This window comes from Streptomyces sp. CBMA156, from assembly GCF_014596515.1.
GTDB lineage: Bacteria > Actinomycetota > Actinomycetes > Streptomycetales > Streptomycetaceae > Kitasatospora.
The window spans coordinates 1-14,212 of record NZ_MSJQ01000154.1; the positions used below are offsets into that span (position 1 = coordinate 1).

A 14,212-nucleotide genomic window follows, 5' to 3' on the forward strand; every position below is an offset into this window, starting at 1 on the left:
GCGAAGGACTTGCAGCGGCCGTCCCCAGCCAGTCCGCGCTGCTTGCTGAACTCGGTGAACACGCCGGGGGTGGCCATCACGGTGACGCCGGCGACCAGCGCCAGCGAGCACTCGCCCTGGCGGACCGGCGCGGCGACGGACCGCGCCTGCGCCCCGGTGTCCCGCTCCGGCGGCGCCCAGTTCCCACCACCGCCGCCACCACCGCTACCGCCACCGCCACCGCCCGTCGCCCGGTGCTGCCCCGGCGAACCCCCGGTGACGTACCCGGCCGCGGACGCCGTCGCACCAGCCGGCGCGCCCGCCACGCCCGCCGGGTCCGGCCCGCCGAGCAGCGTCCCCGGGTCCGCCACCGTGACCGAGGCCACCGTCACGACGCCCGGCGTCTTCGGATCCCCCGGCCCGTCGGGCGTCCGCGCCCCCGCGTCCGGCCTGTCGGCACCCGAAGCACCCGGAACGCCCGGAACGCCCAGAGCACCCGGAGCACCCGGCCCGTCCGTGCCCGGCGTCAGCCCGGCGAGCGGCACCCCGTGGACCGCCTTCCCGTCCTCGTCGGTGAGCACCGGCTGCCCGTGCCCGTCCAGCCGGACCGCCAGGTCCGCCACCCCGACCACCGGCCTGCCGTCCGGCCCCGGGACGACCAGCAGCCCGGAGGCGTCGGCCACCGGCGTGCCGTCGGCGCGGAGGATGACCGGCTGCCCGTCCGGGCCGAGGACCGGCGTGCCGTGCCCGTCCACCTTGACCGTCAACCCGGGGACGCCGACCAGCGGCCTGCCGTCCTTCCCGGCGAGCAGGACCAGCCCGGAGCCGTCCGCGCCGAGCACGCCCGGTTCGCCGAGGGCGGCGGGCAGCCCGGCGGCGACCGGGTCGAACGCGCCGGTGCGGTACGAGGCGGCGGTGATCCCCGTCCCCTGCGCGGTGCCGAGCCTCAGCAGCGCGACGGCGGCCGGCTCCTTGAGCACCCCGGCCAGCGCGTCCTTCATGGCGCGGCCGAGTTCGGCGAGCAGCCCGCCGATCTTCAGCCCGGCGGCCTCGACGGCGACGGCCGCCAGGCCCGCCGCGACCTGTTCGGTGGCGGTGCCCCGCACCTTGGCGGCAAGGTCTCCGACGGACTTCTCCAGCCCGCCGACCACCCCGCTCCGCGCCGGTCCCCCGGCGGCCGCCGTGGCGACCCGGCCGGCCTCCTCCCGGGCCCTGGCCGCCTGCTCCTCGGCCTGCCCGAGGTCGGCGGCGAGCTGGTTCAGGGTCGCGATGATCTCGGCCTTGCAGGTGTCCACGGCCCGCGCGGCCGTGTCGAAGGCCCCGGCGACCAGTCCGACCGCGCTGTGCGCGTCGTCCAGGTGGCCCTTGCCGCTGCCGCTGAAGGTCTGCCAGTACGCGCCGAAGGACTCGACGGCGTGGCCGGAGTTGTCGGCGGTGACCCGCCGGACGGACTCGCCGCAGCGGCGGGTGAGCCGGTCGGCCTCCCGGCCGAACTCGCGCCAGACCCCGGCCGCCTTGCGCAGGCCCTCCTCGTCGGCCTGCGGCCACTGCCGGCCGGTCCTGACCAGCACCGGGACCAGTTCCTCCGGCAGTTTCCTGGACACGCGCTTCCCCCTCCGAGCCGGGTCCGTCAGACCGACATGTCCTGGGGGACGACGGGAGCCGCCCCCGGGGTTGCCCCCGGCACCCCTGCCGGGCCCGGAACGCCCGGAACGCCCGGCACGCCCGGCGCCCCTGCCGCCTCCGGCACGGCCGTCGCCCCGAACCCGCTCGCCGCCGAGCTGTCCGCGTCCGCCGTCCGCGCGGCCATCGTGTGCAGCCCGGCCCCGACCCCGGCCACCCGTCCGGCCACCCCGCGCAGCCCGCCGACGAGTTCTCCGCGCGCCGGACCGTACACGGCCGCGAAGCCGCTGCCCGGCCGGTCCGTCCCCCAGGGGGCGCCGAGGGCGGCGAGGCCCTGCTCCAGGGCGGTGACGGCCTTCGCCAGCTCGCCGCCGATCCGCTCGAACTCCCGTCCCTCACCGTGCAGTTCCCACGGCCTGAGGGCGAACTCCCCGCCCGCGCGGCCGGGCTCCCCGGTGCTGCCGCCTGCCATCCCCGTACCTCCCCGTCGCGGACCCGTCACGGGCCTCGTAGCGGACCCCGTAGCGGACCCCGTAGCCGGACCCCGTAGCGGACCGGCCGCCATCCTAGGCACGCCGCCGGGGCCGCCCGCAGGGCCCGCCGGACCTCTTCACCCCGCCTTCACCGCGGCCGCCACCGCCCCCGCGGAGCCCGCCGCCGGCCCCACCACCGGTCCCGCCACCGCGCCTGTGCCCCCGAACGTTCTACCCTTGCCGGGTGGCACCAGCAGACACGTCCAAGAAGAAGGCCAAGGCGAAGCCCAAGGCCGCCCCCGCCCCCGTCGACCTCGCGATGCCGACCCTGCGCCGCGAGATCCCGCGCGACGAGGTCCCGCTCGACTTCCCCCGCGCGTGGGTCGAGTTCGCCGACCCCGCCGACGAGGAGCAGGTCTTCCGCTGCGACCTCACCTGGCTGACCTCCCGCTGGTCCTGCGTCTTCGGCCAGGGCTGCCACGGCATCCGCGAGGGCCGCGGCGAGTCGGACGGCTGCTGCACGCTGGGCGCGCACTACTCGGACGAGGACGACGAGAAGCGCGTCCGGTCGCACGCGGACCGGCTGACCCCCGAGCTGTGGGAGAACTTCGCCGAGGGCACCGACGCCGAGGGCCGGATCGTCGCCGACGGCGGCATCACCATGCTGGACGAGGACGGCGACCGCCAGACCCGCCGGGTCGACGGCGCCTGCATCTTCGTGAACAGCCCGGGCTTCTCGGGCGGCGCCGGCTGCGCGCTGCACGCGCTCGCGCTCAAGGAGGGCCGCGAGCCGCTGGAGACCAAGCCGGACGTCTGCTGGCAGCTGCCGATCCGCCGCACCTACGACTGGATCGACCGCCCCGACGACACCCGCTACCTCCAGGTCTCGATCGGCGAGTACGACCGCCGCGGCTGGGGCCCGGGCGGCCACGACCTGCACTGGTGGTGCACCGGCGCCCCGGCGGCCCACCAGGGCGCGGAGCCGGTGTACGTCGGCTACCGCCCCGAACTCACCGAGCTGATGGGCAGGGCGGGCTACGACGTGCTGGCCCGCCTGTGCGAGGAGCGGATCGCCACCAAGGGCGACCGCAAGGTCGCCCCGCACCCGGCGGACCCGGGCAAGAAGGCCAGGAAGGCCTGACCGGCCCTACTTGTCGATGTCGCCGACGACGAAGAACATCGACCCGAGGATCGCCACCATGTCCGCGACCAGCGTCCCTGGCAGCAGTTCGGTGAGCACCTGGACGTTGTTGAAGGACGCCGAGCGCAGCTTGAGCCGCCAGGGCGTCTTGTCGCCGCGCGAGACCAGGTAGTAGCCGTTGATCCCGAGCGGGTTCTCGGTCCACGCGTAGGTGCTGCCCTCGGGTGCCTTGAGCACCTTGGGCAGCCGCTGGTTGACCGGCCCCGGCGGCAGCGCGGCGAGCTTGTCGAGGCAGGCGTCGGCCAGGTCGAGCGAGTTGAGGGTCTGCTCCAGCAGGCACTCGAAGCGGGCCAGGCAGTCGCCCTCCTCGCGGGTGACCACGGTGAGCACCTGCCGCAGTTCCTCGGAGCCGTACGCGAGGTACGGCTCGTCGCGGCGCAGGTCGAGGTCGAGGCCGCTGGCCCTGGCGATCGGGCCGCTGACGCCGTACGCCTGGGCCTGCGCCCCGGTGAGGACGCCGACGCCCGCGGTGCGGGCGCGGAAGATCTCGTTGCCGAGGACGAGGTCCTCGAAGACCGGCAGCTGCGAGCGCACGGTGGCGACGGCGGTGCGGACCCGGCCGAGCCAGCCGGCCGGCAGGTCCTCCTTGAGGCCGCCGACCCGGTTGAACATGTAGTGCATCCGGCCGCCGGAGGCCTCCTCCAGCACGTGCTGGAGGTCCTCGCGGCTGGTGAAGGCGTGGAAGACCGGGGTGATCCCGCCCAGCTCCAGCGGGTACGAGCCGAGGAACATCAGGTGGTTGAGCACCCGGTTGAGCTCGGCGAGCAGGGTGCGGACCCACACGGCCCGCTCCGGGACCTCCATGCCGAGCATCCGCTCGACGGCCATCACGACGCCGAGCTCGTTGGAGAAGGCGGAGAGCCAGTCGTGCCGGTTGGCCAGCATGATGATCTGCCGGTAGTCGCGGGCTTCGAACAGCTTCTCCGCGCCCCGGTGCATGTAGCCGATCACCGGCTCCGCGCTCACGATGCGCTCGCCGTCGAGCAGCATCCGCAGCCGCAGCACGCCGTGGGTGGCCGGGTGCTGCGGGCCGATGTTGAGCACCATGTCGGTGCTGCCCGCCGTGCCGGTGAAGTTCTCGGCTCCCGCCCCGATGCCGACCGTGGTCTCCCTCATGCCCCCAGAGTCTGCCATCCCGGCAGTGCCTCCAGGCCCGGCGGTACCGGCATGCGGACGGCCTGCACCAGCCAGCCGAAGGCGCCCAGCCCGCCCGGGTCGGTCAGCTCGGCCCCCTCCCCCGCCCCGTTCAGCGCCCGCAGGTAACCGACCGGGTCGCTGGTGGCGAGCGCGAGCGCCGGGCGCTCACCGCTCACGCCGAGCGCGCGCAGGGCCTCCCGCTGCGTCGTCCACAGGCTGTGGAAACCGGGCACGGCGACGGCGTCCAGCGCCACGTGCGCGGTGACGTCGCAGGAGCCGTCCGGCACCGGGGCCACCTCCCGGCCGTCCCGGAAACCCGCGTACGTGCCGAACGGCGGCCGCCGCCCCGCGGTGTGCCCGTAGTCGACGGCGACGGCCAGCCCGCGCTCCAGCCCGGCCACGGCCCGCGCCCAGGCGGCGTCCCTGGGGCCGCCGAACTCCACCACGTCACCGGGCTCCCGGGCCGGCCACCAGCGCCCGGCCCAGGCCGCGTCGGCCGCCGAGACCGGCTCACCGAGCCGCTGCCCGCCGGTCCCGGTGTCCACCTCGACGTAGCGCAGCACCCCGTCCCCGTCCACCTCGCCGGCGTCCAGCGGGACGTTGTCCAGCCACTCGTTGGCGAACAGCAGCCCGGTCACGCCGCGCGGCGGCTCGTCCGTCCACAGGGCTGTGGACGGCAGCCCGGCCGGGCGCGGCGCGATCTCCACGCCGTACGGGCGCAGCCGCGCCAGCACCTCGCCGGGCAGTTCCGCCAGCACGCCGGTCAGCAGTTCCCCCCGCCCGGCCCCGACGTCGACCAGGGCCAGCTCCTCCGGACGGCCGAGTTCCGCGTCAACCTCCAGCAGCAGGCGGGCCACCGCACGGGCGAACTTCGGCGAGGCGTGCACCGAGGTGCGGAAGTGCCCGGCCGGGCCCTCCGGCCTGCGGTAGAAGCCCCGCCCGGGTTCGTACAGGGCCTGGTCCATGGCGGGCGCCCACCGCATCCAAGTCATGGGGCGGGACGCTACCCGGCGCCGGCGGGCCCTCCCAATCGGACCAGGTGCTTCTCCGACCTACGGAGTAGAGCGGATCGCCCTACCGGCGGACCTGGGCATGCGGAGTGACTGCCTACGCTGGACACGTGCATCGACTCAACGCCTGGCTCCGCCGTCACCCCATGGTGGTCGACGCCGCCTGGGCGGCGGTCGTGCTGCTCTTCGGCCTGATCCCGAGCGACGGCTACGCCGACGACGGCTGGCGCTTCGACGTCTCGATCCTGATCGCGGTACTGCTGCCGCTGCTGATGGTGTTCCGCCGCCGCAACCCCGACATCACGGTGGCCGCCGCCGCCGGCCTGGGCGTCGCCCAGGTGCTCGCCGACATCGTCCCGGGCGCCTCCGCGGTCGCCTACCTGGTCTTCGCCTACACCGGCGCCGCCTTCGGCCGGAAGTGGACCTCCCGGCTGGCCCTGGCCGCCGGCCTGGCCTCCGGGCCGCTGGTCTTCTGGCAGCTGAGGCTGGTGAAGACGGCCTTCGACCAGGGCGGCGACGTCCACACCCGCCCGTACACCTTCGGCGAGGCGGCGCTGCTCACGCTGCTGATGAGCACGCCGTTCATCCTCTGCTGGGCCTGGGGCCGGCTGACCAGGGTGCGCCGCGCCTACCTGACCGAGCTGGAGGACCGCGCCGCCCGGCTGGAGCGCGAGCGGGACGCCCAGTCCAAGGTGGCGGTCGCCGCCGAGCGGGCCAGGATCGCCCGCGAGCTGCACGACGTGGTCGCGCACAACGTCTCGGTGATGATCGTCCAGGCCGACGGCGCCGCGTACGTCCTGGACAACTCCCCGCAGCAGGCGAAGGAGGCGCTCGGCACGATCGCCTCCACCGGCCGCCAGGCGCTGGTCGAGATGCGCCGGCTGCTGGGCGTGCTGCGCACCTCCGACACCAAGGCCGAGGAGTACGTGCCGCAGCCGGGCGTCGAGGAGCTGCCGGAGCTGCTGGAGCAGGTCCGCACGGCCGGGCTCGACGTGGACTACGCCACCTCGGGGCACCCGCGCGAGCTGCCGCGGGGCGTCGAGCTGACCGTCTACCGGATCGTCCAGGAGGCGCTGACCAACGTCCGCAAGCACGGCGGCCCCGACGTGCACGCCCGGGTCGCCGTCGACTTCGGCGAGCGCGAGCTGGCCGTCCTGGTGGAGGACGACGGCCGCGGCAGCACCGACGAACAGCTGGCCACCGGCGGCACGGACGGCCTCGGCCACGGCCTGATCGGCATGCGCGAACGGGTCGGCATGGTCAGCGGCAGCCTCGACGTGGGCCCCCGCCCCGGCGGCGGCTTCCGGATCCGCGCCGTCCTGCCGCTCAAGGCGGCCCACTAGCCCCGTCCGCCGTCCCCCCCTTCCAAGGAGTCCCACCTTGACCATCCGCGTGATGCTCGTCGACGACCAGGAACTGCTCCGCACCGGTTTCCGGATGATCCTCCAGTCACAGGGCGACATCGAGATCACCGCCGAGGCGGGCGACGGCGCCCAGGCCCTGGAGCGGCTGCGGCACACCGAGGTCGACGTGATCCTGATGGACGTCCGGATGCCGCGGCTGGACGGCGTGCAGGCGACCCGCAGGATCTGCCTCGCCGAGGACGGCAGCCCGCTGCCCGGCGCCCCGCACGTGCTCATCCTCACCACCTTCGACCTGGACGAGTACGCCTTCGCCGCGCTCAAGGCCGGCGCCAGCGGCTTCCTGCTCAAGGACGTCCCGCCGACCGAGCTGGTGGCCGCGATCCGCGCGGTGCACGGCGGGGACGCGGTGGTCGCCCCGACCACCACCCGCCGGATGATCGACCGCTTCGCCGAGGTGCTGCCCACCCCGCACAACGCGCCGGGCTCGGACACCCTCGGCCCGCTGACCGAGCGCGAGCGGGAGGTGTTCCTGCTGGTCGCCCAGGGGCTGTCGAACGGCGAGATCGCGGCCCGGCTGGTGCTCTCCGAGGCCACCGTGAAGACCCACGTCGGCCGGATCCTGGCCAAGCTGAGCCTGCGCGACCGGGTCCAGGCCGTGGTCCTGGCGTACGAGGCCGGGCTGATCCGGGCCGGGGCCTCCGACTGAGCCGCCTCGGCGCCCGGGCGTCCCCGTAGACTGGGGCGGTACGTCCGGTACCCGCCGAGTGGACCGGAACGGTCATTCAGGACAAGGCAGGACAAGGGTGGACGTGAATCCGTCCGGCTTCGCCGACTTCGGCGAGTTCGCCCCGCTCACCGACGGCCTCGGCGACCCGGGCGATCCCGGCAACCGCCCGGCCCGGCTGGCCGTCGGCGTGGTCGGCACCGGCCGGGTCGGCCCCGCGCTGGGCGCCGCGCTCCAGCTCGCCGGACACACCGTGGTCGCCGCCTCCGGGGTGTCCGCCACCTCCCGCCGCCGCGCCGACGCGCTGCTGCCCGGGGTACGGATCGTCACCCCGCCGCAGGTGCTGGCCGCCGCCGACCTGGTGCTGCTGACCGTCCCCGACGACGCACTGGCCGGCCTGGTGGCCGGGCTGGCCGCCACCGGCGCGGTCCGCCCGGGCCAGCTGGTCGTGCACACCTCCGGCGCGCACGGCGTCGCCGTCCTGGAGCCCGCCACCAGGGCCGGGGCGCTGCCGCTGGCCCTGCACCCGGCGATGACCTTCACCGGCACCTCCGTCGACCTGGACAGGCTGGCCGGCTGCCCGTTCGGCGTGACCGCCCCCGAGGAGCTGCGGCCGGTCGCCGAGGCGCTGGTGGTGGAGATGGGCGGCGAGCCCGAGTGGGTGCCCGAGGAGGTCCGCCCGCTCTACCACACCGCCCTCGCGCACGGCGCGAACCACCTGGTCACCCTGGTCGCGCAGGCGATGGACCTGCTGCGCACGGCCGGCGTCGCCGAGCCCGGCCGGATGCTCGGCCCGCTGCTGGGCGCCGCCCTGGACAACAGCCTGCGCTCCGGCGACGCGGCCCTCACCGGCCCGGTCGCCCGGGGCGACGCGGGCACCGTACGGCGCCACCTGGCGCAGCTCAGTACGGTGTCCCCGGACATCCCGGCGGCCTACCGGGCGATGGCCCGCGCGACCGCGCAGCGGGCGCTCGCCAACGGGACGATCGACGAAACGTCGGCGGCGGGACTGCTGGACGTACTGAACGAGGAGAAGCACTGATGGCACGCGGCAAGCAGCCGAGCAAGGCCCAGCGGGCGCCGAAGGTCCACCGGGCCGTCGTCACCCGCACCGTGGACGACTTCGAGGCCGCGTTCTGGCCGGACGAGCAGCCGGTGGACAACGCCGTCGTGATGACCATGGGCGCCCTGCACGAGGGCCACGCCGCGCTGATCCGCGCAGCCCGCAAGCAGGTCGGCCGGGACGGCCGGGTCGCGGTGACGGTCTTCGTCAACCCGCTCCAGTTCGGCGCCGGCGAGGACCTGGAGCGCTACCCGCGCACCCTCGACGCCGACGTGAAGCTGGCCGAGGAGAACGGCGCCGACGTGGTCTTCGCGCCGTCCGTCGACGAGGTCTACCCGAACGGCGAGCCGCAGGTGCGCATGGTGGCCGGCCCGATGGGCGAGCGCTTCGAGGGCGCCACGAGGCCCGGCCACTTCGACGGTGTGCTGACCGTGGTCGCCAAGCTGCTGCACATCACCGACCCGGACTTCGCCTTCTTCGGCGAGAAGGACGCCCAGCAGCTGGCGATCATCCGGCGGATGGTCGCCGACCTGGACTTCGACGTCGAGATCGTCGGCGTGCCGACCCTCCGCGAGGAGGACGGCCTGGCGCTGTCCTCGCGCAACGACTACCTCTCGGCGGAGGAGCGGGCCCACGCGCTCGCCCTGTCCAAGGCCCTGTTCGCCGGCCGCGACGCCGCCGCGCAGGGCCCGAAGGCCGTCCGCGAGGCCGCCTCGGCCGTCCTGGACGGCGCCGAGGGCGTCACCCTGGACTACCTCGCCCTGATCGACCCGCACTCCTTCACGGAGGCGGCGGACGACTTCCAGGGCGAGGCGGTGCTGGCCGTCGCCGCGAAGGTGGGCACGACCCGCCTGATCGACAACGTCCACCTCATCTGCCGCTAGGCGGACGACCTCCGGGCGCAGGACCGCCCGGTGGCGACACCGGGCAGCACGACCCCCGTTCTCTCCGGCATGCACTCACAGGAGGCGTGACCCGCAATGCTCCGCACCATGCTCAAGTCCAAGATCCACCGGGCCACCGTGACCCAGGCCGACCTGCACTACGTCGGCTCCGTCACGGTGGACGAGGACCTGCTCGACGCGGCCGACCTGCTCCCCGGCGAGCTGGTCCACATCGTCGACATCGACAACGGCGCCCGGCTGGAGACCTACACCATCGCCGGCCCGCGCGGCTCCGGCGTGATCGGCATCAACGGCGCCGCCGCCCGTCTGGTCCATCCCGGCGACCTCGTCATACTCATCGCCTACGGGCAGATGGACACGGCCGAGGCCAAGGGCTACGAGCCGAAGATCGTCTTCGTGGACGGGCGGAACCGGATCACCGGACTGGGCGGGGACCCTGCGGAGGCCCAGGAGGGCAGCGGACTGCTCCGGGGGGACAGGGCGTACGGTGACGGCAACGACGCGGCCGACGCCGCCTCGCGCTGAAGGAGCCACCCACCCATGACCACGCACCGCCTCACCGCCCCGGCCCCCGGCTGGACCGCGACCACCGACGTGGTCGTGGTCGGCTCCGGCGTCGCCGGCCTCACCGTCGCGCTCAACGTCCGCAAGGCCGGCCTGCGGGCCATGGTGGTCACCAAGGCGATGCTGGACGACGGCTCCACCCGCTGGGCCCAGGGCGGCATCGCCGCCGCCCTGGGCGAGGGGGACACCCCCGGGCAGCACCTGGACGACACCCTGGTGGCCGGCGCCGGGCTCTGCGACGAGGAGGCCGTGCGCACCCTGGTCACCGAGGGCCCGGACGCCGTCCGCCGGCTGATCGCGGTCGGCGCCGCCTTCGACCGCGGCACCGACGGCGAGATCCTGCTGACCCGCGAGGGCGGCCACCACCGCCGCCGGATCGCACACGCCGGCGGGGACGCCACCGGCGCCGAGATATCGCGCGCCCTAGTCGACGCCGTCCGCACCGACCAGGACATCGAGCTGATCGAGCACGCGCTCGTCCTCGACCTGCTCACCGACGCCGAGGGGCACGCCGCCGGGCTCACCCTGCACGTGATGGGCGAGGGCGCGCGGGACGGCGTCGGCGCCGTCCGGGCCCGCGCGGTGGTGCTCGCCACCGGCGGCATGGGCCAGGTCTTCTCGGCCACCACCAACCCGGCGGTCTCCACCGGCGACGGCGTGGCGCTCGCGCTGCGGGCCGGCGCCGCCGTCACCGACCTGGAGTTCGTCCAGTTCCACCCGACCGTGCTCTGGCTCGGCCCCGAGGCCGAGGGCCAGCAGCCGCTGGTCTCCGAGGCCGTGCGCGGCGAGGGCGCCCACCTGGTGGACGCGGACGGCGTCCGGTTCATGCTCGGGCAGCACGAGCTGGCCGAGCTGGCCCCGCGCGACATCGTCGCCAAGGCGATCACCCGGCGCATGCTGGAGCAGGGCGCCGAGCACATGTACCTGGACGGACGGCACTTCGGCGCCGAGATGTGGGAGCAGCGCTTCCCGACCATCCTCGCCTCCTGCCGCTCCCACGGCATCGACCCGGTCACCGAGCCGATCCCGGTCGCCCCGGCCGCGCACTACGCCTCCGGCGGCGTGCGCACCGACCCGCACGGCCGCACCAGCGTCCCCGGCCTGTACGCCTGCGGCGAGGTCGCCTGCACCGGGGTGCACGGCGCCAACCGGCTGGCCTCCAACTCGCTGCTGGAGGGCCTGGTCTTCGCCGAGCGGATCGCCGCCGACCTGGCCGGACGGCACCTGGCCGGCGGCCTGCCCGAGCGCACCGTGGACGTCGCGGCCGCCAGGGCCGCGCACGCCGTCCCGCTGCCGCCGTCCGAGGCGCGGGCCGAGATCCAGCGGCTGATGTCGCGCGGCGCGGGCGTGCTGCGCTCGGCCGCCTCGATGGCCGGCGCCGCGGCCGGGCTCGGCCTGATCGCCGAGCAGACGTACGCGCACCTCGCCGAGGACAAGCCGGCCGACCCCCGGGTGGAGACCTGGGAGGCCGCCAACCTGCTGCTGGTCTCCACCGCCCTGGTCGCGGCCGCCGCGCAGCGCGCGGAGACCCGCGGCTGCCACTGGCGCGAGGACTTCCCCGAGCGCGACGACGCCGCCTGGCGGCGTCACCTGATCACCACCCTCGCCGCCGCCGGCGGCCCGGTCAGCACCCCTGAGGAGCAGTAGAACCATGACCCACTCCCACGAGGAACTCCCGATGGCCGGCGGCTGCGGCGACGGCTGCGCCTGCGGGGACGGCGAGGGCTACGAGACCGGCCTGGACCCCCAGCTGGCCGAGCTGCTGGAGCGGGCCGGGCTGGACCCGGTCGAGGTCGAGGACATCGCCACCCTGGCGCTGGCCGAGGACCTGGCCGGCGGCGAGGACGTCACCTCGGTGGCGACCGTGCCCGCCGAGGCCGTCGCGACCGCCGACTTCACCGCCCGCCAGGCCGGCGTGGTGGCCGGCCTGCGGGTCGCCGAGGCGGTCGTCTCGCTGGTCTGCGAGGAGGAGTTCGAGGTCGAGCGGCACGTCGAGGACGGCGACCGGGTGGCGGCCGGCCAGGTGCTGCTCTCGGTCCGCTCCCGCACCCGCGACCTGCTGACCGCCGAGCGCAGCGCGCTCAACCTGCTCTGCCACCTGTCCGGCATCGCCACCGCGACCCGCGCCTGGGCGGACGCCCTGGAGGGCACCGGCGCGGTGGTCAGGGACACCCGCAAGACCACCCCCGGCCTGCGCGCGCTGGAGAAGTTCGCGGTGCGCTGCGGCGGCGGCGCCAACCACCGGATGGCGCTCTCGGACGCCGCGCTGGTGAAGGACAACCACGTGGTCGCGGCCGGCGGCGTGGCCGAGGCCTTCCGGGCCGTCCGGGCCGCGTACCCGGAGCTGCCGGTCGAGGTCGAGGTGGACGCCCTGGAGCAGATCCCGCCGGTGCTGGAGGCCGGGGCGGACCTGATCCTGCTGGACAACTTCACCGTCGGACAGCTGAAGGAGGCCGTCACGCTGGTGGCCGGCCGGGCGAAGCTGGAGGCCTCCGGCGGACTGACCCTGGCCGACGCGCGCGAGGTCGCCCAGACTGGTGTCGACTACCTGGCCGTGGGCGCGCTCACCCACTCCTCGCCGGTGCTGGACATCGGCCTGGACCTGCGCGCCTGACCGTCAGGTCGAGCACAGCCCCGTCCCGACTCGCAGAAAGCGTCCCCGTGCTCCTCACCATCGACGTCGGCAACACCCAGACCACACTCGGCCTGTTCGACGGCGAGGACGTGGTGGAACACTGGCGGATCTCCACCGATCCGCGCCGCACGGCCGATGAACTGGCGGTGCTGCTGCAAGGGCTGATGGGCAACCACACCGCGGTCCGCGAGGCCGTGGTGGAGGGCCTGGCGATCTGCTCCTCCGTCCCCGCCGTGCTCCACGAGCTCCGCGAGGTGACCCGCCGCTACTACGGCGACGTCCCCGCGGTGATCGTGGAGCCCGGCGTGAAGACCGGGGTGCACGTCCTGATGGACAACCCCAAGGAGGTCGGCGCGGACCGGATCGTCAACGCGCTGGCCGCCAACCACCTGTACGGCGGCCCGTGCATCGTGGTCGACTTCGGCACCGCGACCACCTTCGACGCGGTCAACGCCCGTGGCGACTACGTCGGCGGCGCGATCGCGCCGGGCATCGAGATCTCGGTCGAGGCGCTCGGCGTCCGCGGCGCCCAGCTGCGCAAGATCGAGCTGGCCCGCCCGCGCAACGTGATCGGCAAGAACACCGTCGAGGGCATGCAGTCGGGCATCCTCTACGGCTTCGCCGGCCAGGTCGACGGCCTGGTCGAGCGGATGGCCAGGGAGCTGGCCAAGGACCCGGACGACGTCCAGGTGATCGCCACCGGCGGGCTGGCCCCGCTCGTCCTCGGCGAGGCCACCACCATCGACGAGCACGAGCCCTGGCTGACCCTGATCGGCCTGCGCCTGGTGTACGAGCGCAACCGTCCCACCGCCTGAGCCCCTCGGTCGCGGGGCTGCCGAGCGGTGCTCAGCTGCCGGGCTTCGGGAAGGCCGGCAGGGTGTGCGGGCCGGTCGTCACCCCATCCCAGCGATACAAGGTGACTCCCGGGGCCGGAGTGATCGGGAGGGTCCCCGGCGCGGGGGGCGTGGGCGCCGGACCGGTGGGCTTCCCCGCCCGCGGGTCCGGCAGCGCGTCCACCACCTGCTGCCAGCGCGGAGCCTTCACCACCGCGGCGAGCTGGTCCGGTGTCAGTGGCGGGTCGGTGCGGGTGATCGGCGCGCCCTGCTCCAGCGGCTTGCGGTTCCACTCCTGGATCGACACCTCGTAGCCGCTCCCGGAGAGCTTGGCGGACCACATCTTGGAGCCGGCCGGCTCGCCGTCGCGCGTCCCGGCCTGGTAGACGCGCAGGTGCTCGCCGCCCGGGAGGTCCGACTCGGTGCAGGTGTCACCCGGGATCGTCGTGGCCGGGCAACCGGTGTCGCCGACGCGGCCCATGATCCAGAACAGGTACTGGACCGCACCGTTCCCATCGTCCAGGACCAGCCGCAGCTGCGGGGTGTCGCTCTCGGTCCCTCGGGCCTCCCCCACCGTCACCGCCCCCTGCGGCAGCAGTTCGGTGAGCATCTGCTGGAACTCCGGTCCCGAGACCGGGGCCGCGGACGCGCTCGGCGCCCCGCCCGACGCCGGGCCGGCCACCGCCGGGGCGACCTGCCCG

Annotated in this window: 13 protein-coding genes and 1 pseudogene; 9 read left to right on the forward strand and 5 right to left on the reverse strand. The window is 74.9% G+C overall.

Annotation, left to right across the window (positions count from 1 at the left end):
• A partial coding sequence (locus BU198_RS43325; RefSeq protein ID WP_317620096.1) for a beta-ketoacyl synthase N-terminal-like domain-containing protein occupies positions 1-1,583 on the reverse strand: 1,583 nt, incomplete at its 3' end.
• Positions 1,584-1,609: 26 nt separating this feature from the next.
• Positions 1,610-2,074 carry a hypothetical protein gene (locus tag BU198_RS12850; RefSeq protein WP_188296979.1) on the reverse strand — a complete coding sequence of 155 codons (465 nt, stop codon included), beginning with the start codon at positions 2,072-2,074 and terminating at the stop codon, positions 1,610-1,612.
• Positions 2,075-2,319: 245 nt separating this feature from the next.
• On the opposite strand from BU198_RS12850, the gene BU198_RS12855 reads away from it, so the two are divergent.
• The gene (locus BU198_RS12855; RefSeq protein WP_411293186.1) at positions 2,320-3,216 is read left to right on the forward strand and encodes a hypothetical protein; all 897 of its coding nucleotides are present in this window, start codon (positions 2,320-2,322) and stop codon (positions 3,214-3,216) included.
• Between the two features lie 6 nt (positions 3,217-3,222).
• On the opposite strand, the gene BU198_RS12860 is transcribed toward BU198_RS12855, so the two are convergent.
• Positions 3,223-4,392: an NADH-quinone oxidoreductase subunit D gene (locus BU198_RS12860; protein ID WP_188296980.1), complete on the reverse strand. Its 1,170-nt coding sequence runs from the start codon at positions 4,390-4,392 to the stop codon at positions 3,223-3,225.
• Positions 4,389-5,405, reverse strand: a complete 1,017-nt coding sequence (locus BU198_RS12865) for an SAM-dependent methyltransferase (protein WP_188296981.1) — start codon at positions 5,403-5,405, stop codon at positions 4,389-4,391. Before BU198_RS12865 ends, BU198_RS12860 begins: the two co-directional genes overlap by 4 nt.
• A 164-nt stretch (positions 5,406-5,569) precedes the next feature.
• Here BU198_RS12865 and BU198_RS12870 point away from each other — a divergent pair, with 164 nt between their 5' ends.
• The 8 genes from BU198_RS12870 (at position 5,570) to BU198_RS12905 (ending at position 13,493) form a co-directional block, all read left to right on the forward strand.
• Complete coding sequence (locus tag BU198_RS12870; protein ID WP_223244309.1) at positions 5,570-6,766, forward strand: sensor histidine kinase; 1,197 nt, start codon at positions 5,570-5,572, stop codon at positions 6,764-6,766.
• 37 nt (positions 6,767-6,803) lie between these two features.
• Positions 6,804-7,493, forward strand: a complete 690-nt coding sequence (locus BU198_RS12875; RefSeq protein WP_188296983.1) for a response regulator — start codon at positions 6,804-6,806, stop codon at positions 7,491-7,493.
• 97 nt (positions 7,494-7,590) lie between these two features.
• Positions 7,591-8,553: a Rossmann-like and DUF2520 domain-containing protein gene (locus BU198_RS12880; protein ID WP_411293187.1), complete on the forward strand. Its 963-nt coding sequence runs from the start codon at positions 7,591-7,593 to the stop codon at positions 8,551-8,553.
• The gene (panC, locus tag BU198_RS12885; RefSeq protein ID WP_188296984.1) at positions 8,553-9,458 is read left to right on the forward strand and encodes a pantoate--beta-alanine ligase; all 906 of its coding nucleotides are present in this window, start codon (positions 8,553-8,555) and stop codon (positions 9,456-9,458) included. The genes BU198_RS12880 and panC overlap by 1 nt, the downstream gene beginning before the upstream one ends.
• A 96-nt stretch (positions 9,459-9,554) precedes the next feature.
• The gene (gene panD / locus BU198_RS12890; RefSeq protein WP_188296985.1) at positions 9,555-10,004 is read left to right on the forward strand and encodes an aspartate 1-decarboxylase; all 450 of its coding nucleotides are present in this window, start codon (positions 9,555-9,557) and stop codon (positions 10,002-10,004) included.
• Between the two features lie 15 nt (positions 10,005-10,019).
• Positions 10,020-11,690, forward strand: coding sequence for an L-aspartate oxidase (locus BU198_RS12895; RefSeq protein WP_188296986.1), 1,671 nt, complete (start codon positions 10,020-10,022; stop codon positions 11,688-11,690).
• Positions 11,691-11,694: 4 nt separating this feature from the next.
• Complete coding sequence (nadC, locus tag BU198_RS12900; RefSeq protein WP_188296987.1) at positions 11,695-12,657, forward strand: carboxylating nicotinate-nucleotide diphosphorylase; 963 nt, start codon at positions 11,695-11,697, stop codon at positions 12,655-12,657.
• Between the two features lie 47 nt (positions 12,658-12,704).
• Complete coding sequence (locus BU198_RS12905) at positions 12,705-13,493, forward strand: type III pantothenate kinase (protein ID WP_188296988.1); 789 nt, start codon at positions 12,705-12,707, stop codon at positions 13,491-13,493.
• A gap of 31 nt (positions 13,494-13,524) precedes the next feature.
• Here the strand turns inward: BU198_RS12905 and BU198_RS12910 are convergent.
• Positions 13,525-14,212: pseudogene (locus BU198_RS12910) on the reverse strand (hypothetical protein); the annotation flags it as partial.